Source organism: Polaribacter aquimarinus, from assembly GCF_003129485.1.
Classification (GTDB): domain Bacteria; phylum Bacteroidota; class Bacteroidia; order Flavobacteriales; family Flavobacteriaceae; genus Polaribacter; species Polaribacter aquimarinus.
The window spans coordinates 70,476-96,814 of the sequence record NZ_QFFG01000004.1; the positions used below are offsets into that span (position 1 = coordinate 70,476).

Annotated in this window: 25 protein-coding genes; 11 read left to right on the forward strand and 14 right to left on the reverse strand. The window is 29.5% G+C overall.

What is annotated here, in order from left to right:
* Positions 1-76 precede the first annotated feature (76 nt).
* Positions 77-2,536, forward strand: a complete 2,460-nt coding sequence (locus DIS07_RS10150; RefSeq protein ID WP_181374584.1) for an outer membrane beta-barrel protein — start codon at positions 77-79, stop codon at positions 2,534-2,536.
* Positions 2,537-2,695: 159 nt separating this feature from the next.
* On the opposite strand, the gene DIS07_RS15105 is transcribed toward DIS07_RS10150, so the two are convergent.
* On the reverse strand, positions 2,696-2,869 hold the full coding sequence (locus DIS07_RS15105) for a hypothetical protein (protein ID WP_036821348.1): 174 nt from the start codon (positions 2,867-2,869) through the stop codon (positions 2,696-2,698).
* Positions 2,870-3,027: 158 nt separating this feature from the next.
* On the opposite strand from DIS07_RS15105, the gene fumC reads away from it, so the two are divergent.
* Positions 3,028-4,425, forward strand: coding sequence for a class II fumarate hydratase (gene fumC / locus DIS07_RS10155; RefSeq protein ID WP_109405142.1), 1,398 nt, complete (start codon positions 3,028-3,030; stop codon positions 4,423-4,425).
* Positions 4,426-4,470: 45 nt separating this feature from the next.
* Here fumC and DIS07_RS10160 read toward each other — a convergent pair whose 3' ends face one another.
* The 3 genes from DIS07_RS10160 to DIS07_RS10170 are packed head-to-tail and all read right to left on the reverse strand — an operon-like array spanning position 4,471 to position 8,264.
* Complete coding sequence (locus DIS07_RS10160) at positions 4,471-4,977, reverse strand: DinB family protein (RefSeq protein ID WP_109405143.1); 507 nt, start codon at positions 4,975-4,977, stop codon at positions 4,471-4,473.
* Positions 4,978-4,981: 4 nt separating this feature from the next.
* On the reverse strand, positions 4,982-7,468 hold the full coding sequence (locus DIS07_RS10165) for a GumC family protein (protein WP_109405144.1): 2,487 nt from the start codon (positions 7,466-7,468) through the stop codon (positions 4,982-4,984).
* A 4-nt stretch (positions 7,469-7,472) separates the two neighbouring features.
* Complete coding sequence (locus DIS07_RS10170) at positions 7,473-8,264, reverse strand: polysaccharide biosynthesis/export family protein (protein ID WP_109405145.1); 792 nt, start codon at positions 8,262-8,264, stop codon at positions 7,473-7,475.
* 95 nt (positions 8,265-8,359) lie between these two features.
* Here DIS07_RS10170 and DIS07_RS10175 point away from each other — a divergent pair, with 95 nt between their 5' ends.
* From DIS07_RS10175 to secA, 4 genes are all read left to right on the forward strand, one after another.
* A complete protein-coding gene (locus DIS07_RS10175; RefSeq protein WP_109405146.1) occupies positions 8,360-9,127 on the forward strand; it encodes an O-methyltransferase in 768 nt (255 codons plus the stop codon).
* Positions 9,128-9,185: 58 nt separating this feature from the next.
* A complete protein-coding gene (locus DIS07_RS10180; RefSeq protein ID WP_109405147.1) occupies positions 9,186-9,758 on the forward strand; it encodes a cob(I)yrinic acid a,c-diamide adenosyltransferase in 573 nt (190 codons plus the stop codon).
* Positions 9,759-9,850: 92 nt separating this feature from the next.
* On the forward strand, positions 9,851-10,072 hold the full coding sequence (locus tag DIS07_RS10185) for a DUF2795 domain-containing protein (protein WP_015479930.1): 222 nt from the start codon (positions 9,851-9,853) through the stop codon (positions 10,070-10,072).
* Between the two features lie 145 nt (positions 10,073-10,217).
* The gene (gene secA / locus DIS07_RS10190; RefSeq protein WP_109405148.1) at positions 10,218-13,559 is read left to right on the forward strand and encodes a preprotein translocase subunit SecA; all 3,342 of its coding nucleotides are present in this window, start codon (positions 10,218-10,220) and stop codon (positions 13,557-13,559) included.
* Positions 13,560-13,676: 117 nt separating this feature from the next.
* Here secA and DIS07_RS10195 read toward each other — a convergent pair whose 3' ends face one another.
* From DIS07_RS10195 to nadC, 9 genes are all read right to left on the reverse strand, one after another.
* The gene (locus tag DIS07_RS10195; RefSeq protein ID WP_109405149.1) at positions 13,677-14,654 is read right to left on the reverse strand and encodes a DUF4097 family beta strand repeat-containing protein; all 978 of its coding nucleotides are present in this window, start codon (positions 14,652-14,654) and stop codon (positions 13,677-13,679) included.
* 5 nt (positions 14,655-14,659) lie between these two features.
* Positions 14,660-15,271: a HEAT repeat domain-containing protein gene (locus DIS07_RS10200; RefSeq protein WP_109405150.1), complete on the reverse strand. Its 612-nt coding sequence runs from the start codon at positions 15,269-15,271 to the stop codon at positions 14,660-14,662.
* The gene (locus DIS07_RS10205; protein WP_109405151.1) at positions 15,268-15,804 is read right to left on the reverse strand and encodes an RNA polymerase sigma factor; all 537 of its coding nucleotides are present in this window, start codon (positions 15,802-15,804) and stop codon (positions 15,268-15,270) included. Before DIS07_RS10205 ends, DIS07_RS10200 begins: the two co-directional genes overlap by 4 nt.
* Positions 15,805-15,929: 125 nt before the next feature.
* Positions 15,930-16,619 carry a GTP cyclohydrolase I FolE gene (gene folE, locus DIS07_RS10210; RefSeq protein WP_109405152.1) on the reverse strand — a complete coding sequence of 230 codons (690 nt, stop codon included), beginning with the start codon at positions 16,617-16,619 and terminating at the stop codon, positions 15,930-15,932.
* Positions 16,620-16,706: 87 nt separating this feature from the next.
* Entirely contained in the window at positions 16,707-18,074 is a 1,368-nt protein-coding gene (gene hisS / locus DIS07_RS10215; protein ID WP_109405153.1) for a histidine--tRNA ligase, read from the reverse strand.
* Between the two features lie 120 nt (positions 18,075-18,194).
* The gene (locus DIS07_RS10220; RefSeq protein ID WP_109405154.1) at positions 18,195-19,133 is read right to left on the reverse strand and encodes a YihY/virulence factor BrkB family protein; all 939 of its coding nucleotides are present in this window, start codon (positions 19,131-19,133) and stop codon (positions 18,195-18,197) included.
* Between the two features lie 41 nt (positions 19,134-19,174).
* Positions 19,175-19,537, reverse strand: coding sequence for a four helix bundle protein (locus DIS07_RS10225; protein WP_109405155.1), 363 nt, complete (start codon positions 19,535-19,537; stop codon positions 19,175-19,177).
* A gap of 116 nt (positions 19,538-19,653) precedes the next feature.
* The gene (locus tag DIS07_RS10230; RefSeq protein ID WP_109405156.1) at positions 19,654-20,226 is read right to left on the reverse strand and encodes a pentapeptide repeat-containing protein; all 573 of its coding nucleotides are present in this window, start codon (positions 20,224-20,226) and stop codon (positions 19,654-19,656) included.
* Positions 20,219-21,079, reverse strand: a complete 861-nt coding sequence (gene nadC, locus DIS07_RS10235) for a carboxylating nicotinate-nucleotide diphosphorylase (RefSeq protein WP_109405157.1) — start codon at positions 21,077-21,079, stop codon at positions 20,219-20,221. The genes DIS07_RS10230 and nadC overlap by 8 nt, the downstream gene beginning before the upstream one ends.
* Before the next feature lie 65 nt (positions 21,080-21,144).
* Here nadC and rlmH point away from each other — a divergent pair, with 65 nt between their 5' ends.
* Positions 21,145-21,618, forward strand: coding sequence for a 23S rRNA (pseudouridine(1915)-N(3))-methyltransferase RlmH (rlmH, locus tag DIS07_RS10240; protein WP_109405158.1), 474 nt, complete (start codon positions 21,145-21,147; stop codon positions 21,616-21,618).
* Here the strand turns inward: rlmH and DIS07_RS10245 are convergent, their stop codons facing one another.
* A complete protein-coding gene (locus tag DIS07_RS10245; protein WP_181374585.1) occupies positions 21,619-22,419 on the reverse strand; it encodes a helix-turn-helix domain-containing protein in 801 nt (266 codons plus the stop codon). It lies immediately after the preceding gene.
* Between the two features lie 227 nt (positions 22,420-22,646).
* Between DIS07_RS10245 and DIS07_RS10250 the strand changes: the two genes are divergently transcribed.
* The 4 genes from DIS07_RS10250 (at position 22,647) to DIS07_RS10265 (ending at position 26,315) form a co-directional block, all read left to right on the forward strand.
* The gene (locus DIS07_RS10250) at positions 22,647-23,225 is read left to right on the forward strand and encodes a non-canonical purine NTP diphosphatase (protein ID WP_109405160.1); all 579 of its coding nucleotides are present in this window, start codon (positions 22,647-22,649) and stop codon (positions 23,223-23,225) included.
* A gap of 80 nt (positions 23,226-23,305) precedes the next feature.
* On the forward strand, positions 23,306-24,334 hold the full coding sequence (locus DIS07_RS10255) for a FecCD family ABC transporter permease (protein WP_109405161.1): 1,029 nt from the start codon (positions 23,306-23,308) through the stop codon (positions 24,332-24,334).
* An 80-nt stretch (positions 24,335-24,414) separates the two neighbouring features.
* On the forward strand, positions 24,415-25,212 hold the full coding sequence (locus DIS07_RS10260; protein ID WP_109405162.1) for an ABC transporter ATP-binding protein: 798 nt from the start codon (positions 24,415-24,417) through the stop codon (positions 25,210-25,212).
* A gap of 68 nt (positions 25,213-25,280) precedes the next feature.
* Positions 25,281-26,315: a M28 family metallopeptidase gene (locus tag DIS07_RS10265; protein WP_109405163.1), complete on the forward strand. Its 1,035-nt coding sequence runs from the start codon at positions 25,281-25,283 to the stop codon at positions 26,313-26,315.
* Positions 26,316-26,339 lie beyond the last annotated feature (24 nt).

Consider the following 26,339-nt stretch of genomic DNA (forward strand, 5'->3'; position numbering starts at 1 on the left):
AACTTTTTTTTAACTATACCGAACTAAACTTACATAGAACTTTGTAGTCTTAAACTAAACCTTAAACCAACTAGTTTTGACTAAAAAAATTACTATTCTATTGTGTTTCTTTGTATTTACAGGAAGCATATTCTCTCAAAAAACAAAAAAATTAGATGAGATTTTAATTACAGGAAAAGTGGTGGACGCAAATTCAAATCAAGCTCTAGAGTATGCTACCATTGTATTAAAAAACACAAATACTCAAAAAATATCAGGAGGAATTACTGACAAAAAAGGGCTTTTTAATATTAAAACTAATAAAGGAAATTACGAAATAAGCGTAGAGTTTATTTCATTTAAATCGAAAAAATATCCTAAACAAGTCATTAATAAAAACCTGAATTTAGGAACAATTAAACTTTCGGAAGATACCAACTCACTCGATGAAGTAGTAGTTATTGCAGAAAAAACTACTGTAGATATTAGGCTGGATAAAAAAGTTTTTAACATTGGTAAAGACCTATCTATTCGAGGTGGAAACGCGAGTGATGTTTTAGGAAATGTTCCTTCTGTGCAAGTTGATGTTGAAGGAAATGTAAGTTTACGAGGAAACGAAAATGTTACGATATTAATTGATGGTAGACCAAGTGCATTAGTAGGTATAAATGGTGCAGATGCTCTACGTCAAATTCCTGCTGAAGCCATCGAAAAAGTAGAAGTAATCACTTCTCCTTCTGCAAGATATGATGCTGAGGGTACTGCCGGTATCCTAAATATCATTTTAAGAAAAAATAAACTTACAGGTTTTAATGGTTCTTTACAATTTGACGCAGGTTACCCCGAAAGGTATGGTTCTGCATTTAACGCAAATTGGAGAACCAAAAAATGGAATCTTTTCACAAATACAGGTTTTAGATATAGAGCTGCACCTGGACATGCTTTCAGTGATACTGAAAACTTTTTATCAACCGCTAAAAATGCAAGAGTAATAGAAGAAAGACGTTTTGGTAGACTAAGTCGATCTTTATTTACAAGTTTTGGTGTCGAATATTACATTACAAAAAATTCTAGTATTATTGGAAATATTATTTTAAATAGAGGAAATGATGATGATGTAAATACAAATAGCATTGATCGTTTCGATAGTAATGGAGGTTTAAACGAAGCCACATTTAGAACAGAAAATGAAGCTGAAGACGAACAAAGAATTCAATATACTTTAGACTATATTAATAATTTTGATGGAAAAGGCAGAAAATTAAGTATAAACACTCAATATTCTACTGAAACCGAAGATATATTAAATGATATTACAGAAATTGAAACTCAATCTAACTTGCTTAATGACTTAGAACAAGTTATAGAAGATCAAGATGAAAAACGTTTCTTGTTACAAGCAGACTATGTACATCCTGTTGGAGAAAATATTCAATACGAAGCAGGTTATAGAGGAAACTACAGAGATATATTTAATAATTTTAATTTAGCAGAAAGACAAGTTTTTCCTAACGGGCCTTTAGTTCCTGATACTGGATTAAATAATTCTTTCAACTATAAAGAATTAGTAAATGCCGCTTATTTTCAATACGGACATCAATTTGATAAAATATCGGTTTTAGCTGGTTTACGTTATGAATATACATCTGTAGAAATCGAACAACAAACCTCTAATTCTGCTAGTAAAAATAATTATGGTAACTTTTTTCCGACTATCAATTTAGGATATGAATTTAAAGATGGAGAAAATATTACTTTAGGATATAATAAAAGAATAAGACGTCCAAGAGGTCGTTTTTTAAACCCATTTCCAAGTAGGTCTAGCGAGAGTAATATTTTTAGTGGAAACGTTAGTTTAAGACCAGTTATTACAGATGCTCTAGACTTAGGATACCTTAAACGATGGAAAAAATTTACATTAAGTACTTCTATTTATTATAACAGAAGTGATGAAAGTTGGGAATTCATTCAAGAAAACACTGGAGATTTAACCGATAATGGAGATCCAATTTTAAGAAGGTTCCCAATCAACTTGTCTCTAGAAGAAAGAGTTGGCTTCGAATTTACTTTAAATTTCAGACCTTTTAAAGTTTGGAATATAAATAGTGATTTTAACTTATTTCACACCATCACAGATGGAGATTATATAGATCCGAAAACAAATATCACAACTAATTTTGATTTTGAAAACACCGCATTTTTTATAAGATTAAATCAAAAATTTACGCTTCCTTCAAAAATTGATTTGCAAATCAATTCGAATTATAGAGGAGCTTCTCAAAATGCACAATCTACCAACCAAGGTATTTTCACAATGAATATTGCCGCAAGTAAAGATATTTTTAAAGAAAAAGCATCTTTAAGCCTAAATGTGAGTGATGTTTTTAATGGTAGAAAAAGAATGTCAACTATCTTTTTACCTGGTATTTCAAACCAATACAGCGAATTTCAAAGAAGAGTTGGACCACAAGTGAGAATGAGTTTTGTGTATCGTTTCAATCAGAAAAAGAAAAGAATAAGACAAGAAAGAGAAGATGATGGTGGTGGCGAATTTTAATCTATAAAATATTTGGGCGTTTTAACGGGCTTTCCACTATATCTTTTGTACGTTCCTCAAAAAAAGATGCCGTTTCATTCCCTAACGATGATTCAAACACATAAAAAAACTCGTTTTTGGTTTCCCAAAAACGAGTTTTTAATATATTGTAAGTACTGCTTATTTTCCTTCAGCAGCTTTTCTAGCTTCTTTCTTTAATTTCATATTTTCCCAAATTGTTCCACCAATCCAGTAAGGCACTACAAATGTTAATAAGAAAATTAACAACCAAAAACCAGCTGTAAAAATGAACATAAATAAAACTAATCCTGAAAATTCTGAAAAATCTAACATTTGTATGTATTAAAAATATTACTTGATGCAAAAATAATACTTATTTTCAAAAAGTCCACATCAAAAAAATATTTTTTTTATCAAATAATGATATTTATCAACTATGCTTGAGAATAGTTTTTCGTAATTTTGCTTCGTCAAAATTTTACATCCAAATTATGAAATATAGAATCGAAAAAGACACAATGGGACAGGTTGAAGTTCCTGCAGATAAGTATTGGGGAGCTCAAACAGAACGTTCTCGTAACAACTTTAAAATTGGTGCTCCTGCATCTATGCCATTAGAAATTGTATATGGTTTTGCTTACTTAAAAAAAGCAGCTGCTTATACAAACGCAGAATTAGGAGTTTTAGCATCAGAAAAAAGAGATTTAATAGCTCAAGTTTGTGATGAAATTTTAGAAGGCAAACACGATGACCAATTTCCTTTGGTAATTTGGCAAACGGGTTCTGGTACACAATCAAATATGAATGTGAACGAAGTAATTGCTAACAGAGCGCACGAAATTGCAGGAAAAGTTATTGGCGAAGGAGAAAAAACCATTCAACCTAATGATGATGTAAACAAATCACAATCATCAAACGATACTTTTCCAACAGGAATGCACATTGCAGCTTATAAAAAAATAGTTGAAACGACCATTCCAGGAATTGAACAACTAAGAGATACATTAAAAGCCAAATCAGAAGCATTTAACGATGTAGTAAAAATTGGTAGAACTCACTTAATGGATGCTACTCCTCTAACCTTAGGTCAAGAATTCTCTGGCTATGTAGCACAATTAAATTTTGGCATCAAAGCATTAAAAAACACACTTGAACATTTAAGTCAATTAGCTTTAGGTGGAACTGCAGTTGGTACAGGTTTAAACACACCTGCTGGTTACGATGTTTTAGTCGCAAAATATATTGCAGAATTTACAGGAATGCCTTTTATAACTGCAGAAAATAAATTTGAAGCTTTGGCTGCACATGATGCTTTAGTAGAAACGCATGGTGCCTTAAAACAAGTTGCAGTTTCTTTAAATAAAATTGCCAATGACATTCGTTTAATGGCTTCTGGACCACGTTCTGGAATTGGTGAAATCATCATTCCTGCAAACGAACCAGGATCTTCTATAATGCCTGGTAAAGTAAATCCTACCCAATGTGAAGCGATGACTATGGTTTGTGCACAAGTTATGGGTAATGATGTTGCAGTTACTGTTGGTGGAACTCAAGGTCATTACGAATTAAATGTATTTAAACCAGTAATGGCTGCAAATGTGTTACAATCCGCTCAATTAATTGGAGATGCTTGTGTTTCTTTTGATGAAAACTGTGCAGCTGGTATTGAACCAAATCACACAAGAATTACAGAATTGGTAAACAACTCTTTAATGTTAGTTACAGCTTTAAACACCAAAATTGGGTATTACAAAGCAGCAGAAATAGCAAATACAGCCCACGCAAACGGAACAACTTTAAAAGAAGAAGCAGTTCGTTTAGGGTATGTAACTCCAAAACAATATGATGAATGGGTAAAACCAGAAGATATGACTGGAAGTTTAAAATAAGTTAAACAACTTGTATAAAAAAACCGAAGCTTTGCTTCGGTTTTTTTATACATATCTTTCTTTCACTACATTCAAATGATGCAATTGATGTCCTGAAAATAAATATCCTAAAGCTCTTACAGAAATTTTATTGCTAGAAGCTATACCCATTCTTACCAAAGCTTCATCAGAAAAACTCTTAAATAATTGAATGGTAGATTTTCTTAAAGCTTTCATCTCATCTAATAAATCATAAAAATCTAAGTCATTTGCTTTGCCATTATTTACAAAAATATCTTGATCAAAACCAGGCAATTCAGTTTTATCATTCCTAGCAAAACATAAAGCTCTATAACAAAAAATACGTTCTGTATCTATAATATGTTGAATTAACTCTTTAATTGTCCATTTACCTGCTGCATAAGCATAAGTTTGCTTCTCTTTAGGAAGTAATAATAAAATACTTTCAAATTCTTTTTGGGAAGACTCTAAATTATAAATAATTGATTTGTCTTTATCAACGAGTTCTAAGTATTGTTCAAAATAAGGAGCATACTCATTTTTATGCATCATTCAATTACTTCTTTGGTTTTATGAAATTTAAAATTTTATTTAAAATACCTTCAGATTCTTCATTCTCGTGATATCCATAACCATATTTTCCATACCCGTAGCCATATCCGTAGCCATAACCGTAACCATATCCATAGCCATACCCATATTTACTTTTTATAGAAAAGTCGTTTAATACATAACTTATATTTGTTACCTCTTTGTTTTTGTATTTATCATCAATCATCTTCATCATACCTCTTTCAGAATATTCTTGACGAATAACATAAACGATAGCATCAGAATATTTAAATAATTCTAGGGCATCTGAAACTAAACCTACCGGAGGAGTATCTATAATTAAGTAGTCGTATTTTTCTTTTAAACTTTTAATCATATTATCCGCAGTCTTATTTAATAATAATTCTGATGGATTTGGTGGAATTGGTCCCGATAAAATAATATCTAAATTAGGAATTTGAGTGGGAGTAATTATTTCGTCTAAAGTTTTTTGATTTATTAAATGATTCACTACACCAATATCGTTTGGCAAATCGAAATCATCATAAATTTTAGGTTTTCTTAAATCTAAGCCAACCAATACTGTTTTTTTTCCACTTAAAGCAAAAACTGTAGCCATATTGATTGATATCATTGTTTTACCTTCTCCACTAACAGAGGAAGTTAATAACAATGTTTTACAAGAGTCTTCTTGAGCATTTTTAAATAAAAATTGAATATTTGATCTTATGGCTCTAAAAGATTCCGATACAGAAGATTTTGGCCTTTCAAAAACTGCCAAATTATTTTTACCTTGATTTCTTCCAATTACACCCAAAACAGGAATTGCATAATTATTTTGAATTTCTTCTGCTGTGTGAATTTTATTATCTAAAAACTCTCTAATTATTATAAAAAATAATGGAGTAATTGTACCAAAAATTAAACCTAAAATATAATTAAAGCTTGTGTTAGGATAAATTGGTCCCTGCCCTAAATCTTTAGCACTATCTATAACTTTTACATCCGATACGTTTGCGGCTATTGCAGTACCAGCTTCATATTTTTTTTGTTTTAAATAATTATAATTTGCTTCAGAAATTTCATAATCTCTTTGAAAATTAATTAACTTTTGCTCTCTTTTTGGTAAACCTTTAAGTTTAGATTTATAAGAAGACAAATTCAAAGAAATTTTATTGATTTTATTAGAATTAAGACTGATTAATGAATTGATATTTTCTATTAAATTGTTTTTTGCAATTCTAATTTCGGAATCAATTTTTATAATTTCTGGATGATTGTCTGTTACAGACTTTCTTAATCTTTCTCTTAAGCTAGATTTAGTAATTAAAGCACTTACACCAGTGGATATTTTTGGATCCTGAATGATAACCATTGCTGGAACTGGTGTCTGGTCGTATTTATTATGAGTAATTATATACCGCTTTAAATTAGATAGATAATCGTTGTACTCTAACAATTGTCTTTTTTCCTTTTCTAACTCAATCGTTTCTCCATAAATATTAGCACCTTCTGCAGATAAATCGAAAATATTATTATTCTCTCTAAAACTACCTAAATCTTTTTCAATGTTTTTAAGTCTTTCTCCTTCTCTAATAAATAACGTATCTATATACTCTTCAGTTTTTACTGCATACGCAATTTTATCTTGTCTTTTTAATGAATCTAACACATAAACAGTGGCGTTCAAATAATCTTCTAATCTTTTTTTATTAGTACCGCTTTTAGACAACCTTAGCATTGAAGCAGCATTGGTAATTGAATTTACACTAATACCTCTGTTACTTCCAACTGTGCCATCAAAATCTGCAAATCTAATGTAGAACTTATCACCTAAATTAAAACTGCCTATTTTTTCTAATGAAAAATTAAAAAAAGGAGTTTCAATTAGATTATTAACATTATATTCTTTTGAAAATTTTATTTGGGAAGATGTGTAAGTTGAATAAGAATTGGTTTTGTAATTTATTAAAGTATTATTATTCGATTCATTAAAATCAAAAGATAATTTAAATGTATTTTCTCCAGTTATTAAAACTTCAATTAGTTTATTATACAACTGGGGTTTATTATCATTCAACTTTACTTTGAATGGTGTATAACCATAAACGTCTTCTTTTCTATATTTACCTTCTTTAAGGTATTGAATATAAAATTTTAGCTTCTTAACAACTTTTTCATTGTGAGATCTAGATATAAGAATAACTCTCACCGTTTCTACTTCATCACTGGCTCCTCCCCAATTAAAAGCAATATTAGTTCCTGTAGAAAATAAAGGATTATTTTGTTCTTTAACAGAAATAATTGTATCAAGACTATAAACCCTTTGTTTAAAGCCGTTCATAAATTTTGCAATAATTAGAGCTATTGTTATTGTAACTAAAAAAAGTTTCCAATAAGATAATATTTTAAAAAAATAACTCTTTATATCAATGGTATTAGGCAAAGAACTTGCTACAGAATCGGTAATAAAATTCGTTTTGTTGTCCATAAAACTACAGGTTTTTCGCTAAAACAATTGTTGAAGTAATTAAAGTAAAAATTGAAACAAAAGTTGAAAGAGATTCTAGGCCTGTTGTACCTGTACCCCAAGCTTTTTGTTTTAAGGGCAGTACATTAATATAATCATTTGGTTTTATGTAAAAGACATCTGAATTAAGCGCTTCAATTTTTGTTAAATCAATTGTAAATTTTTTAACCTCAAAACCAGTATTTCTTATAATTTCTACAGCTTTTCTGTTTCCAACATCTGTTATATCTCCAGAGTTAGCTATTGCTTCTAATACTGATACTCTATTTTGAAAAAGTACTTTGGTACCTGGCTGTGAAACTTCACCTATAATGGTAAATCTTATACCGGACAATTTAACAGTTATAAATAAGTTTTCTTCATCTTTTATAAACTTTTTTAATTCAGATTCTATTTTTTCTCTAACTTCAGTAACTGTATACCCTAGAACATTAACATTACCAATTGTAGGTATTCTTATATTACCATAATTATCTACACTATAATCTGTAAAATAACCCGCTCCAAGATTATTTCCAACTTGACCACTTGCACCAACATTAGCATCTTGTTTCCTAAAAACAGTAACTAAATCTTTATTCGTTGATTTTATATCAATGTAAATAATATCATCTACTTGTAATTTATAAGGAACATTATTTATTCTTTGTATTTCTTTAAAATCGACAGGATCACCACTTAAATAAACCAAGTCTTTACCAGGTACACAAGAGAAAAATACAAATATTGTTAAGAATAATAAAAAGTGTTTTTTCATTTTAATTTAATCATCAATAAGCACAAATATACTTTTTAAAAGTGGTTTGCTATAATTTTATTTTATTTTCGTTTTCTATTTAAAAAAATCTTTATTTGTTAACACAATATTTAAAATTTATTACAAAATCAACAAATCAACATGGGGTTCATTCTCCTTTTGTATATATTTTAGTTACCAAATGTTTTTATACAAAAATTGATAATGGTTTATGGAAATTGTTTTTAGGGTTTAAAAATCAGTTATTAGACAATCAATCCACAATAAAGGTAACTGATTTTGGTTCTGGCTCAAAAACTTTTAAGACCAACAAACGTAAAGTTTCTAAAATTGTAAAAGTTGCAGCAGTTTCTAATAAAAAAGCAAAACTTTTAATAAAAATTGTAAAATATTTTAAACCTGAAAATAGTCTAGAAATTGGAACTTCTATAGGATTAGGAACTTCTGCCATCAAAGTTGGATATCAAAACTCCAAAATTACAACTCTTGAAGGGTGCCCAGAAACTGCGAAAATTGCTCAAGTTTTATTTAAAAACAATCATTTAAAAAATATTGATAATATTATTGGAAATTTCGATGAAATACTACCTAAAGTAATCAATAACAAAAAACTTGATTTTATTTATTTTGATGGTAATCATACCAAAAAAGCCACATTAGCTTATTTTAATATTTGTTTATCATCAATTAAAAACGATTCTTTTTGGATTTTTGATGACATTTATTGGAACAAAGAAATGGAAGAAGCGTGGTTAGAAATTAAAAACCACCCAAAAGTTAGGGTTACTGTTGATGTTTTTCATTTTGGAATAGTATTTTTCAGAAAAGAGCAAGCTAAAGAACATTTTAAGATAAGAGTTTAACACTTTCTTAGAATTTAAACTTTGTAACTTTGAAACTTTCAACTTTTAAGCTCAAAAAATGAAAATATATACTAAAACCGGAGATAAAGGAACAACTGCACTATTTGGAGGAACTAGAGTAAAAAAATACAACTTAAGAATTGAAAGTTACGGAACCGTAGACGAACTCAACTCCTATATCGGTTTAATTAAAGACCAAGATATTAGTATTCTTATTAAAACCTCTCTATTAAAAATTCAGAATGAGTTATTTACTTTAGGAGCAATGTTAGCTACTCCTCCAGAAAAAGAAATTTTAAAATCTGGAAAAGAAAGATTAAATATCCCTAAAGTTGATGAAAACTCCATTCTTTTTTTAGAAGAAGGAATTGATAAAATGGATACTGAGCTTCCGCAAATGACTCATTTTATTTTACCCGGCGGGCATCAAGCAGTGTCATTCTGTCACATAGCAAGATGTGTTTGTAGACGAGCAGAACGTTTATCGGTCGAATTAAATGATCAAGAAACTATTAATAATGACATTATAAAGTATTTAAACCGACTTTCTGACTATCTTTTTACGTTGGCACGAAAGTTGTCTAAAGACTTATCAGTAGAGGAAATCAAGTGGATTCCTGAAAAAAAATAGTACGTTCTTTTTTTATTGATTTTATATTTCTTAAAAAAGACTTGCATAATTGCGTAAAAAAATTATTTTTGCACAAAATTAAACAATAAGAAATGTATTGGACATTAGAATTAGCATCTTATTTAGCAGATGCACCTTGGCCAGCAACCAAAGACGAGTTAATAGATTACGCTATTAGAACTGGAGCTCCTTTAGAAGTAGTAGAAAACCTACAAGATATAGAAGATGAAGGTGATGCATACGACTCGATTATTGAAATTTGGCCAGATTATCCAACCGAAGATGATTATCTTTGGAACGAAGATGAATACTAACTCAGTAAAAAATATTAAAAGTCTCTAAAGAGGCTTTTTTTTTGTTTTCTTTTAATCGAGAAAATACTATTTTTAAAGTTAATTCAAATTGAATTTCAATTAAACAAACACAGTTATTTTAAATAACTGAAAAACATAAAAATAAATGGGAATCTTAGACTCCGTGATTAAACTATTTGTTGGTGACAAACAACAGAAAGATTTAAAAACACTACAGCCAATTGTAGATGATGTAAGAAAATTTGAGGTAGAAATTGCAAAACTTTCAAATGATGAATTGCGTTCAAAAACGCTAGAATTCAAAAATAAAATTAAAGACGCTACAAAAGAATTTGATGATAAAATTACAGCTCTAGAAATAGAAGCTAAAACTGCTGATATTGATCATCAAGAGGATATTTATACAGAAATAGATGCATTAAAAGATAATGCCTACAAAGTATCTGAAGAAGCTTTGTTAACTATTATGCCTGAAGCATTTGCTGTTGTTAAAGAAACTGCAAAACGTTTTGTAGAAAATGAAGAGATCGAAGTTACAGCGACTCCTTTTGACAGAGAATTATCCGCAGAAAGAGATAATATTACTCTAGAAAATGACAAAGCTTATTGGGCAAATTCATGGGATGCTGCAGGTAAACCTGTTACTTGGGATATGGTGCATTATGATGTGCAGTTAATTGGTGGTTCTGTTTTACATCAAGGTAAAGTTGCAGAAATGATGACTGGTGAAGGAAAAACTTTAGTATCTACATTACCTGTATATCTAAATGCTTTAACAGGAAATGGAGTTCACGTAGTAACTGTAAACGACTATTTAGCTAAACGTGATAAAGCTTGGATGGGACCTATTTTTGAATTCCATGGATTATCTACAGATTGTATTGATTATCATCAACCAAATTCTGATGCACGTAGAAAAGCCTACAATGCAGACATTACTTATGGTACAAATAACGAATTTGGTTTCGATTATTTGCGTGATAATATGGCAAGCTCTAAAGACGATTTAGTTCAAAGAGCACCAAATTATGCTATTATTGATGAGGTAGATTCTGTTTTAATTGATGATGCTAGAACCCCATTAATTATTTCTGGCCCTGTTCCACAAGGAGATAGGCATGAATTTAACGAGTTAAAACCTTTAGTTTCCGATTTAGTAATTCAACAAAAACAACATTTAGTTGGTGTTTTGGCAGAAGCTAAAAAATTGATTGCTGATGGAAATGATAAAGATGGTGGATTCTTATTACTAAGAGTTTATAGAGGTTTACCTAAAAACAAAGCATTAATTAAGTTTTTATCTCAAGAAGGAGTTAAGCAAATCTTGCAAAAGACAGAAAACTATTACATGCAAGATAACAACAAATTAATGCCAGAGGTAGATGAAGATTTGTGGTTTGTTGTGGAAGAAAAAAACAATCAAATTGATTTAACTGATAAAGGAATTGCTCATTTATCAGAGAAAACAAACAACGATACTTTCTTTGTTTTGCCTGATATTGGTGTTAAAATTGGAGAAATTGATGCTTCAGAAACCTCAAAAGAAGAAAAAGCAGCACAAAAAGAAGAATTATACAAAGACTTTAGCATTAAAAGTGAGCGTATTCATACTATGAATCAATTATTGAAAGCTTATACTGTTTTCGAAAAAGATGTAGAATACGTTGTGATGGATAATAAAGTAATGATTGTTGATGAACAAACTGGTCGTATTATGGACGGTCGTCGTTATTCAGACGGATTACATCAAGCCATTGAAGCCAAAGAAAATGTAAAAATTGAAGATGCTACACAAACTTTTGCAACAGTAACACTTCAAAATTACTTTAGAATGTATCGTAAATTGTCTGGTATGACAGGAACTGCGATTACAGAAGCAGGTGAATTATGGGAAATCTACAAACTAGATGTTGTAGAGATTCCTACTAATAAACCTATCCAAAGAGATGATAAAGAAGATTTAATTTATAAAACTGCTCGTGAGAAATACAATGCAGTAATTGATGATATCGTTAAGTTAGTAGAACAAAAACGTCCTGTTTTAGTAGGTACAACTTCTGTAGAAATCTCAGAATTATTAGGTAGAATGTTACAAATGCGTAAAATTCCTCATAATATATTAAATGCAAAATTACACAAACGTGAAGCTGATGTTGTTGCAGAAGCTGGTAAACCTGGTATTGTAACCATTGCAACTAATATGGCTGGTCGTGGAACAGATATTAAATTGTCTGATGAAGTAAAAGCTGCTGGTGGTTTGGCAATTATTGGTACAGAACGTCATGATTCTAGACGTGTAGACAGACAGTTAAGAGGACGTGCAGGAAGACAAGGAGATGTTGGTTCTTCTCAATTTTATGTTGCTTTAGATGATAATTTAATGCGTTTGTTTGGTTCTGATAGAATTGCCAAAATGATGGATAGAATGGGATTAAAAGAAGGTGAAGTAATTCAGCATTCTATGATAACCAAATCTATTGAAAGAGCACAAAAGAAAGTTGAAGAAAACAACTTTGGTATCAGAAAACGTTTGTTAGAGTATGATGATATTATGAACGCACAACGTGAGTTCGTTTATAAAAGAAGACGTCACGCTTTAGATGGTAAACGTTTGCAAGTTGATATTGCCAATATGATTTACGATACTTGCGAGTCTATTGTAAATGCGAACAAAGCTGCAAAAGATTTTCAAAATTTTGAATTCGAATTGATTCGTTTTTCATCTATGACCTCTCCATTTACAGATGAAGAATTTGATAAATCATCAGAAAAAGAACTAACAGACAAATTATACGACTTTGTAACAAAGAATTATAAAGAAAAAATCGAAAAAAATGCAGTTTTAGCCTATCCTGTCATTAAAGATGTTTTTGAAAATGAAGGAGACAGATATGAGCGAATTGTAGTTCCGTTTACAGACGGAATTAAATCGCTACAAGTTGTAACCAACTTAAAAGAAGCCTATGAATCTGAAGGTAAATCTTTAATTACCGATTTTGAGAAAAACATCACATTAGCGATTATTGATGAAAACTGGAAAGATCATTTACGTAAAATGGATGATTTAAAACAGTCTGTACAAAATGCGTCTTATGAACAAAAAGATCCTTTATTAATTTACAAATTTGAAGCTTTTGAATTATTCAAACAGACTGTAGATGAAATTAATAGAGAAGTTTTATCTTTCTTGTTTAAAGGAGAATTACCATCGCAAGATACGAATCAGATTTCGGAAGCTCGCCAACAAAAAAGAGAACGATTAAATACAAGTAAAGCCGATGTACAGAACACCACTGAACAAGCGATTCAGAACTCTCGTCAACAATCTGTTGAACCTGTAGAAACGATTGTAAGAGAGCAACCAAAAATTGGTAGAAACGAACGTGTTACTATTAAAAATGTAATGAGTGGTGAAGAAAAGGTTGTTAAATTTAAACAAGCAATTCCTTTAATAGAAAAGGGAGAATGGGTTTTAATTAATAATTAAAATTTTAGTTTTTTTTAAAGCAGTTAAATGATTTCTTTATCAGTGTTTAAAGAATAAAAAAACTCCGTTTAGATAATTTCTGAACGGAGTTTTTAAGTATAAGTAAATAGAATTATATTATTTTTTTCTAAGATAAATATTCCCTAATCCTGCGTTTAGTTTCATCTTTACATTTCCTTTATTTAGCTTCAATTTCATCTTTTGAGCACCTGGTTCTTCTTTATCTTCTAAAACATTAAAATCAATATCGGAATAAATAGAAGCCGAATTCGTATCTACAGTAACATCAGATTTACTAGGTAATGTAACATCAATAAAACCATTATTAGAATAGATAGAATAGAGTTTTTTAGGTTCTTTTTTATCAAATTCAATAGTAACATTACCGCCAATAGAATTTATTGAAACAGGCCCAGTAACATCCACTAATTTCATATTATTTAATGAAGTTGATATTTCTACTTCTCCATTAAAATTTGATAAACTAGAGGCTTTAGAATTAAAGAAAACATATCTATTTCTTCTTTGATTAGCAACTTTATCACATCCGTTTGTATGCCAATTTAATTTTATGGAATTTGGGATTTTAATTTCATAGCGTTCATTACTAACCATTACCAATTGACCCTCTGTTTGATCTTTAAAAATCAACTCACCATTTTTTTGTTCTATTGTAAAGTAAATTCCTAAATCTTTATTTTCACTTTTTTTTCCTAACCTTTTTAATCCTTCTTTTCTATTTCCATCACTACCGAAGAAAACTACTCTCCCTTTTTTTAAGCTATCATTTGAAGAGTGGAATGAAAAAGAATTACTTCCTCTACTACTTCTGCTAATGGTTGTTGCTCCTTTTACTCTTGGGAAATTACCAGGTGCATTTGTAGAATTTACCTTGTATCTGTAAAAATTTGAATTTCTCTTTTCGTGTAAACTTTTTATGATGACTTCTTTACCATCATAACCTGTTATGGTAAAATTTTTAGAGGAGCATATTTTTAAAGTTCCTTTGCTAAATTTTATTTTTTTTTCTTGCCCATATACTCCAAAAAATGAAATTGAAAGTGCAAAAGCTAATATGTATTTTATATTTTTCATTGTGTTTATTGTTTAATTTCTACCATTGCTAATGTTGCATTGTTCTTAACAATTGGGTAGGTTTCTTCATTTTTTATAAGCTCTTCAAGAGGTTTTTGTGCACGATTTTCTCTTAAAAAACTTAATGCTTTTATTAATTTTATTTGTACCAAAGGCGCTTCTTCATTTTGTAAAGCTTTAATTAAATTGGTTCTAATTTGTTCGTTTTTTGGGAATTTCAACAAGGCATCAATAGTGGCTATTTTTACATTTGCATTTTCATCTTTATGTAAAATTCCGATTAAAGTTGAGATTATTTTTTTGTCTTCTTTTGCATATTCATCATTAAAAGCATAGACTCCTTCCAAACGTTTTCCTGCTGAATCATTTTCTAAATTTGCTAATAATATTTGCTTCTCTTCACTGATTTCTTCTTGTTGATTCCACCATAAAAAGACTGAAAAAGCCAAAACAACACTTGCTGCAACAGTAATGTATTTTAAATACACTACTTTCTCTTTTTTAGGTTGATGCAACTTCGCTTTCAATAACTTCTCAAAAGCTATATCTGACTTTGATGACATCTTTTCAGAATCAAAAGCTGTTTTGTTTTCTTTTATGTAATCTTCTAATTTCATCCTGTTTTCTTTACTTTTAATAGCTGTAATAATTGATTTTTTCCTCTTCTATATTGGTTTCTCACTGTACTTTCATTAATACTTAATAACTCTCCTATTTCTCTGTGATTGTAATCTTCTATCATATACAACACTAAAATAATTCTGTATTTTTCTTTTAAACTGTTAATGCATTCTTTGATAAAATCAATTGAAATATTAGGTTTTAAATCATCTTCATTCTCATCTGGTTTATTTTCTAAAATTGAATCTTCACTTGTAAAAATGAAGCGATTTCTATTTCTAGCTACATCTAAAGATTTATTTACTACAATTCGCTTTAACCACGCTCCTAAATTCGCTTCATCTTGCAATTGGTGAATCTTTTCAAATCCTTTTATAAATGCATCTTGCACAATATCTTCTGCTTCTTCCCTATTTTTTAGAATTCTTATGGCACTGCCAAACATCATATTTTTATAAGAATGATACACCTCTAATTGAGCTGAATAATCATTTGCTTTGCATTTTTGTATGATGTTTTTTGAATTCAAAAAAGCTAGGTTCGTTTCTTTTTACACTTATATAACGTAAGCATCTTAAAAGTGTCTCAAAAAATAATAAAAAAACCGTTTAGAAATTTCTAAACGGTTTTAAAATATAGTTAAATTATTGATTATCAATCGAAATCTGTTTCCATTTTTAGATAATCTAAAAATTCTCTTTTAGTATCTTTTTCTTTGAATTTACCTCCAAATTCAGCGGTAACTGTAGAACTTTCTATGTCTTTAATTCCTCTTGAGTTTACACATAAGTGTTTTGCATCGATAACACAAGCTACATTGTCTGTTCCTAAAGCTTCTTGCATTGCTTGAACCACTTGCATAGTTAAACGCTCTTGTACTTGAGGTCTTTTAGAGAAATACTCTACAATTCTATTCATTTTTGACAAACCAATTACTTTTCCATCAGAAATATAAGCCACGTGTGCGCGACCAATAATTGGTAATAAATGATGTTCGCAAGTAGAATACACCACAATATTCTTTTCAACCAACATTTCTCCATAATTGTAGTTATTATCAAATGTTGATGCTTTTGGTTTATTCTTAGGGTTCAAACCCATAAATATTTCATTTACAAAAGCTTTGGCAACTCTTTTTGGAGTTCCTTGTAAACTATCATCGGTTAAATCCATTCCTAAAGTCTCAAGAATATCTTTGACACTTTCTTGGATTTTACTAATTTTTTCTTGATCAGAAATATCAAAAGCATCTGCTCTTAACGGAGTTTTGGCTGATGTACCAACGTGGTTCTCTCCTATTTCTTCTATTCTTTCGTCATTCATTTTGCTGTTCAATTCAAACATTTCAATCTATATTAAAGTGCAAATTTACGTGTTTGTAACGTACTATTTTAATTTTTGTATCAATTATACCTATCAAAGAATAATTACTTATGCTTTTAATTGATTTACTAATTCACTTAGAGAACATTCTAATTGCTCACCAGATGTCATATTTTTTAAAGTAAAAACATCATTTTCTACTTTAGAAACCACAAATTCTATTTCTCTATTGGTAACGTATTTCCATTGTCGTTTTTGAGCTTTATTACTTACTGCTAAATCTGGATAAAATTCTGATTTCACATTATTTTCTCTCAAACTCTTTATAGCTTTCATTTTAACAACATCTGTTGATGCATCAAAATTTAAAAAAACAACTTTAGGCTTTGGCAAATCAACAGATTTAAACAATTCTAATTCTTCTAAAACCAAATAAATTCTATCTAATCCAAAAGAAATTCCAACTCCAGAAACGTCTTTTAATCCAAAGATTCCAGTTAAATCATCATATCTTCCACCACCACCAATAGAGCCCATTTTTACACCTTCTGGTGCAGCTACTTCAAAAATAGCTCCTGTATAATAATTTAGACCTCTTGCTAGCGTAACATCTATTTCTAAATTAGCCGTTTGCAAACCTAATTCTGAAATTGAATTGATTACAAAACGTAATTCTTCTACGCCACTTTTTCCTTCTTCAGATGTTGACAACATATTCTCTAAAGAATTCAATTTGTCTGAATTTGAACCCTCAAAGCTAAATAAAGGCTGTACTTTTTGAATAGCTTCTTCTGTGATACCTTTAGACAACATTTCTGCTTCAACTTTTTCTTGACCGATTTTATCTAATTTGTCTAAAGCAACCGTAAAATCTATCAATTTATCTTGAGCACCTATTACTTCTGCAATACCAGAAAGAATCTTTCTGTTGTTCATTTTAATAGTAGTGCCCGCCAAACCTAATTTGCTAAAAACACTATCATACAACTGTACAAATTCTACTTCTTGCCACAAAGATTTACTACCCACCACATCTGCATCACACTGAAAAAACTCTCTAAACCTTCCTTTTTGAGGTCTATCTGCTCTCCAGACAGGTTGTACTTGATAACGTTTAAAAGGAAATGTAATTTCGTTTTGGTGTTGAACAACATACCTTGCAAAAGGAACTGTAAGGTCGTAACGTAAGGCTTTCTCAGAAATTTGAGAAGTAACTTTTATACTTTCTTTTTCTGATAATAATTTCTGATCTGCTTTTTTAAGAAAATCACCAGAATTTAAAATCTTAAAAATCAACCTATCCCCTTCTTCACCATATTTACCCATTAAAGTTGATGAGTTTTCAAAACTTGGTGTTTCTATAGGCTGAAATCCGAAAGTTTCAAAAGCAGTTTTAATCGTATTCATAATATACGTACGATTAGCAACTTCTGTTGGCGAAAAATCTCTGGTTCCTTTTGGGATACTTGGTTTCATTAAATAGTTTTTAGTTTTTAGTTTTTAGTTTTTAATGAAATCACTCAAAACTAAAAACTTAAAATTCAACACTTGCAATTGTTAATTGCGAGCGCAAATATCGTGAAAAACTTATAAAGGTTATAAAGTTGAATCGATTTTATTTCTTTGTCTTAACGCATATAAAGAAGCATTTAATTCGAAACCTAACAACAAAATGATTGCATTTAACCACACAAATAACATTAAGATTAAAAGTGTACCAATAGAACCGTACAACTGATTGTATTGTGCAAATTTAACCACATAAATTCCGAATAAATAAAACGTGCATAAAGAAACAACTGTTGTTAAAACTGCACCAGCAGAAAAGAATTTCACCTCTTTTCCTTGTTTGGTTCCAAATCTAAACAATAGGGAAACAATGGTAAAAATCATCACTAAAAACAATGCGTTTTTTCCTAAATTAAATAAATTTAAATCGCTAGTATTTAACCAACCAATTTCATCTATCTTAGACAAAGCTACTTGATACAATATCAATAAAACTATGGTTACAATTAAAAATAACGACATTAATAATGAAACCCCTAAAGACACAAAATAAGATTTAAAAACGTTTCGAACATCTGTTACGTGGTATGAATATTCAAAACCTCCAAAAATGGCATTTACACCATTGGTCATTAAAAAAATAGACAATAAAAAACCAAAAGAAAGCAAGCCACCATATTGATTATTGATAATATCACCCAAAACGGTATTGACGGCTTCAAAGGTTTGTGGAGGCAAAATTTCTTGAATAAAGGAGAATAATCCGTCTTGAAAACCTTCTATAGGAATGTATGGAATTAAGGTTAAAATGAATAACATAAATGGAAAAACCGCCATAAAAAAACTGAATGCAATTCCACCTGCTCTTGTTGTTAATGCGCCTTCAACAATTCCGATGATATACATTTCTAAAACATCGTATAAAGACATACCTTCTAAACCTGGGATTTTTATTTTTTTCCCAAAACGTACCAAAACACAAACAATTGGTATTTTATCTAGTTTATCTTCTATTTCTTTACTCATTTTTGAGTTACATAGTTAAATTTAGTGACAAAGTAACAAAGTTATTTCTGTTTTGACTTAATACTTCTAATAAAACTCGAAAGCATCCGCTCTATTTCTCTTGACAATTCATATAATTTATCTAAATTTTCTTTGTTGATGCATTTTAAATTAAAAGCAATTTCTAATTGGGTTTGTAGTTCAAAAAGTGAAGCCATAGCAATATTTAAAAAACGGAGGTAATCATTCACTCCTTCTCTACCAAAACCTTCAGAAATATTACTTGGTATTGAAATTGCACTTCTTCTTATTTGTGATGTTAAACCAAAAGTTTCTTCCTTCGGAAATACTCTAGATTCATTATAAATTTCAGTTACAAAACTCATAGATTTTTGCCAAACTAATAAATCTCTAAACGTTTTCATTTTCTTTATTTTGATAAGTAACAAAGCTAAAATAGTATCAGAGTTGCAGAGTTTTACTTGCTCCTTATTTATTTTATGACTTTGTTTCTTTGCAACTCTGTTACTCAGCTACTTTGCTACTCAATAATAACCCCAAAATTAATAAGAAGTCCATCAATAGAGTTTCTACTAAACTTCGCTCCCTTGATTTGATTTTCTTCTGGATTTATCCCAAAATTAAAAGCAGTTCTAAAATCTGATTTTTCTAGGTTTGTACTATCAAAAATAGCATTTTTTAAATCGCAATTATCAAAAAGTGAGTTTGATATAGTACTTTCTGTAAAATCGACTTCTTCTAATTTACAATTGATAAACTTTGTATTCGGTATTTTTAATTGATAGAATGATGAATAATTTAGCTGACAATCTTTAAAAGAAAACTGCAACAAAAAAGCATCAACTTCATTAAATTTTATTCCAATTAACTTACAGTTGATAAAATGAACATCTTTAAAAGCGGTGTCTTTTACAATTGTATTGCTAAAATTACAATTGATAAACTCGCATTCTACAAATTGGATGTTTGATGCGTGAATACTTTCGAAATTACAATTCGTAAACGTACAATTGTCATATTCTCCTTTGTTGATTTTTGTTTTGGTAAAATCAATTTTTGAGTATTCTTCACTATCAAAATAATTATTAATCAATTGCTTTTAAACTTAAATCCATATTGTAAACAGAGTGCGTTAAAGCCCCAGAAGAAATATAATCTACCCCACATTCAGCATATTTTCTAATGGTATCTTCGTTAATTCCACCTGATGATTCTGTTAAACAAGTATCCCCAATTAAAGCTACAGCCTTTCTAGTATCTTCGTAATTAAAGTTATCGATTAAAATTCTGTAAACTCCTTCTACAGATAATATTTCTTTGATTTCTTCTAAACTTCTTGCCTCTACAATTATCTTAATATCTAAACCTTTTTCTGCTAAATATTTCTTTGTTTTGGTGATTGCAGCTGTAATTCCGCCAGCAAAATCTATATGATTATCTTTTATCATTACCATATCATATAAAGCAAATCTGTGGTTTTCTCCTCCTCCAATTTTTACCGCCCATTTTTCTAAAGCTCTAATTCCTGGAGTGGTTTTTCTTGTATCTAACACTTTTGTTTTTGTACCTTCTAACAGATTCGCAAAAAAAGCAGTTTTAGTTGCTATTGCGCTCATTCTTTGCATTGCATTTAATACCAAACGTTCTGCCATTAAAATAGATTGCGATTTTCCTGAAACGTAAAAAACAACATCACCATATTTTACTTTTTCACCATCATTAATAAAAGTTTCTACTTCTAAATCAGCATCCACATAACTAAAAACTTGTTTCGCAAACGCTACTCCTGCAATAATTCCATCATCTTTAACCAATAATTTTGCTTTTCCTTTCGCATCAGCAGGAATACAAGACAATGAAGTATGATCACCATCACCAATATCTTCACGAATTGCATTTGTAATAATGAGTTCTAATTCTTTTTCAAATTGTTCTTTTGATATCATTCTTTTTTAACTTTATTCTGATGTAAAAATAGTAATTCATAATTCATAATTCGTAATTTTGAGCTATGAAAATCAAATTACTCGCCATTGGCAAAACAGATAACAAACAGCTTATTCAATTGATTGATGAATATCAAAAGCGTTTGAAACATTATATAAAGTTTGAATTAGAAATTATTCCTGATATCAAAAACGTAAAAAATTTAAGTGAAGTTCAACAAAAAGAAAAAGAAGGAGAATTAATTTTAAACAAACTACAGAATACAGATCAGTTAGTTTTGTTAGATGATAAAGGTAAAGAATTCACCTCCATTGAATTTTCTAAATATTTGCAAAAAAAGATGAATTCGGGTTTAAAACAATTGGTTTTAGTTATTGGCGGACCTTATGGTTTTTCTGATTTGGTTTACAAAAAAGCACAAGGACAATTGTCTTTATCAAAAATGACATTCTCACATCAAATGATTCGTTTGTTTATTGTTGAACAATTGTATAGAGGATTTACCATTTTAAAGAACGAACCTTATCATCATGAGTAGTTAAGAAACTCTTTTCTTTAACTGTAAAGCAATTTTATACAAAAGGATTACTTCGAAAATTTCAACTACAAACTGTGTTACTAGTGCAATTGGAGATAATATTATCAGTAATAAGCAAACTCCTGTTATAATTTCAATAATTCCAGTCCAATTAGCTAAATTTCCAAAATCTGTAAGTCTTCTTATAGCCATACCTATAATAATACTTAAAACTCCAAATGCGATTAGTTTAGATATTCCAAAAATATTTAAAAAATCTTGCCAAACATATAATGAAGTAATATCTAAAACAGAAAAAAACAAAGTAAAAACAATAATTAAAAAAGAGGCAATTTGCATTAAATAATTGTTATACATTCCTCCTACAATAACAAATCCTCTAAAAAACAAGAAAAGTGCAACAGTAGAAATAACTTTTATAACAATATAGATACTTTTAAAAGTGACACTATTTTTCTCATAACTTAAAAAATCTGCTCCAATTTCAAAAAAACCAGATAAAAAATAAACGAAACCAAAAATCATTGCAATATTTAATTGCTTATAAATTTTGTTTTTATCGATTCCTAAAAATGTATCGAATTTCCCAGGAAAATATTTTTTCTGAAAAACTTCTTCATAATCAAAACCTAAAACTTCTAAAATGGCTTTAATGGTATAACTTCTTGGAGAAACATCTCCTGCTTCAATTCTTTGAATTGTACGTACATTAATATTACATTGTTCTACCAATTCTTCTTGAGTATAACCTTTTTGTTTTCTTAACTCTAAAATTTTCTGACCTAATTCTGGCTGTTTCATAATATGTTTTTTATTAAATTCCATACAATGTTAATTCAGTAATTTTAGATGACAAATTTTTTGATGGCTTTTTAACCCGACATTTTCACGACAAACCAATGATAACAATACTTTTAGCGTTTTTCATTTTTTGCAATTTAAAGGATATTTTTCACTTTTAAAGTAAATTAAACTACAAAAACTCATTTATAAAATGATTACATTTGTTCAAAATCAATTTAATTTTAATGAAACTTGTATTTGCAACAAATAATTTAAACAAACTGAAAGAAGTTCAAGAAATGTTACCCAATTCAATTCAATTATTAAGTTTACAAGATATTAATTGTTTTGATGAAATTGCTGAAACAGAAACTACTTTAGAAGGCAATGCAAAATTAAAAGCAGATTATATTACCAATAACTTTGGTTTAAATTGTTTTGCTGATGATACAGGTTTAGAAGTTGAAAGTTTAGATGGTAAACCTGGAGTTTATTCAGCGCGTTTTGCTGGAGAACCTGCTAATTCAGAAAAGAATATACAAAAACTACTATTAGATTTAGAAAATAAAACAAACAGAAAAGCCCAATTTAGAACTGCTGTAGCACTTAATTTAAGTGACAGAAAATTTCTTTTTGAAGGAATTTGCAAAGGTGAAATTTTACATCATAAAAAAGGAGAAAGAGGATTTGGTTATGATCCCATTTTTAAGCCTGAAGGCTATCAATATTCTTTTTCTGAAATGTCATCCACAGCAAAAAATAAAATTTCACATCGTGGAATTGCAATTCAAAAGTTGGTCACTTTTTTAAAAAACAATAATTAGGTTGTTATTCCTGTAAAAACAGGAATCCATAATTAACCACAAATTAAAAAATAGATTCTTACTTTGGTAGGAATGACAGGATGAAACAAAAAAGCTACACAAAACATTTTATCTTTTTATCAGTTTTACTGGTTCTTTTTTTTCTATCCAATATTAGTTTAGGTTCAGTATCTATTCCAATTAAAGAGATCATAAATACTTTGTCGGGTGGTATTTCTACTAAAGAAAGTTGGGAAGCAATTATTTTTAATTTTAGATTACCAAAGGCAATTACGGCCATTTTAGTTGGGTCAGGATTATCCATTTGTGGCCTATTAATGCAAACATTATTTAGAAATCCATTAGCTGGTCCATTTGTATTAGGTATATCATCTGGAGCTAGTTTAGGAGTTGCCATTTTAATTTTAGGTTCTTCGGTTTTTGGAGGATTTCTATTAACCAAATCAACATCGAATTGGTCATTACCAATCGCTGCGACCTTAGGAGCGCTTTTAGTTTTATCTGCTGTGATTATCTCTGCTAATAAAGTTAAAAATACTATGTCTATTCTTATTATCGGATTGATGTTTGGAAGCTTAACATCAGCAATTATAAGTGTTTTAGCCTATTTTAGTGAAGCAGACCAAATACAGCAATACCTATTTTGGAGTTTTGGAAGTTTAGGAAATTTATCTTGGAATGAAATTTTTGTTTTTTTCATTTTCTATACTATCGCAATTTTAGGTACATTATCGGTAATAAAACCTTTAAATAGCTTTTTATTAGGAGAAAATTATGCAAAAAGCTTAGGAATCAATGTAAAAAAAAGTAAAAATATCATTTTATTAATCACAAGTATTTTAACAGGCGTTATTACCGCGTTTTCTGGCCCAATTGCTTTTGTTGGTTTAGCTGTACCACATATTGCAAGAATGTTATTTGCGAGTGCAAATCATAAAATACTTTTACCAGCTGTGGCCATAATTGGAGCCATTACACTCTTAATTTGTGACAGTATTGCACAATTACCTACAAGCGAGTTTACGCTTCCTATTAATGCAATTACATCCTTATTTGGTGCACCCATTGTGATTTGGTTACTGATAAGAAAAAAGAAGATATTTGTATAGAATATAGTAACAAAATATAAAGAGAAAAAAAGTAGCAAAGTAAAAAAGCTAAACTTATAATCTCCGTAAACTTTGAAACTTTGAAAATAAAGAATGAAAATATCGTTTTAAAAACTGAAAAACTAACCATTGGTTATCAGCAGAAAAAGCAAGATAAAATTGTGGTTTCTGATATCAATTTAGAAATTAAAAAAGGAAAATTCCTCACTATTTTAGGTAAAAACGGAATAGGAAAATCGACTTTACTAAGAACAATTTCTAAAGTTCAAAAACCAATAGATGGCAAAGTGTTCATCAATCAAAAAGACATATCACAAATTTCCGAAAAAGAATTATCAAAACAACTTAGTTTAGTACTCACAGAACGATTGCCCGAAAGTCAGCTTACCGTTTACGAATTGGTGGCACTGGGTAGACAACCTTACACCAATTGGATTGACAAACTTTCTAAGACTGATGTAGAACATATAAACAGTGCTATTCATCTAACTAAAATTGAACATCTAAAAAATAAACCTTTTTACCAATTAAGTGATGGACAATTGCAAAGAGTGTTAATTGCTAGAGCTTTGGCCCAAAATACAGAAATTATTATTTTAGACGAGCCTACTGCTCACTTGGATATGCATCATACCTTAAAAATTTTGTCGCTATTAAAAAAGTTGGTTACTGAAACTCAAAAAACCATTATCATTTCTTCTCATGAAGTAAATTTATCTATTCAATTAGCTGATGAAATTGTTCTTATAACTGATGATAAATTACATTTTGGAACCCCTAAAACACTCATAGAAATGAATGCTTTTGACAAACTGTTCCCTAACGAGCTTATCAATTTTAACAAAAACTTACAACAGTTTGTAATCAACAAAAATTAAATTTGAAATTACTGTAACAATTTTTATTACATTTGGAAACTATTCAAATTAATTAACACTTTTTATCAATGAAAAAAATACCTTTTTTTTTAAGTTTTGTTGCTCTTTTAGCTTGTGGATCTAATCAAAACACAGCAAACGATAATAGTAAATATGCAGAAAAATACGCTAAGACCATTACCTCAAAAGATCTAAGTAAGCACTTGTATATTTATGCTTCTGATGAATTTGAAGGTAGAGATACTGGAGAACCTGGTCAGAAAAAAGCAATAAAGTATTTAAAAGATTTTTATGTGAAAAGTAAAATTATATCTCCAATTGGTGATGATGATTATTTCCAAGAAGTATCAGCTGAATGGTTAAATAAAAACACAAGAAGAGGAAAATTAAAAGATTCTGAAAACGTGGTTGCTTTTATTAAAGGTTCTGAAAAACCAGAAGAAATCGTGGTAATTTCTGCCCATTTAGACCATGTAGGAACTAAAAATGGAGAAATTTATAATGGTGCTGATGATGATGGTTCTGGTACAGTAGCCATGTTAGAAATTGCCGAAGCTTTTAAAAAAGCTGTTAAGAGAGGAAAAGGGCCAAAAAGATCTATTCTTTTTTTACATGTAACCGGAGAAGAAAAAGGTTTATTAGGGTCTAAGTACTATACAGAAAATCCGTTGTTTCCTCTTGCAAATACAGTCTGTAATTTAAATATCGATATGATTGGAAGAGTTGATGAAAGACACAAAGAAAACCCTAATTATATTTATTTAATTGGATCTGATAAATTGAGTACAGAATTACATACTTTATCTGAAGACGTAAATAAGAAATACACAAATATTAGTTTAGATTACAAATATAACGATGAAAACGACCCAAATCGTTTTTATTATAGGTCTGACCATTACAACTTTGCAAAACATAATATTCCAATTATTTTTTATTTTAACGGAACCCATGCAGATTATCATAAACCTACAGACACACCAGATAAAATTAATTACGAATTGTTAGAAAAAAGAACAAGATTGGTGTTTTATACCGCTTGGGAAGTTGCTAATAAAGAAACAAGAATTATTGCAGATAAAGCAAAAAAAATAACAAAATAGATTTCTTTAAAACTCAATTTTAGA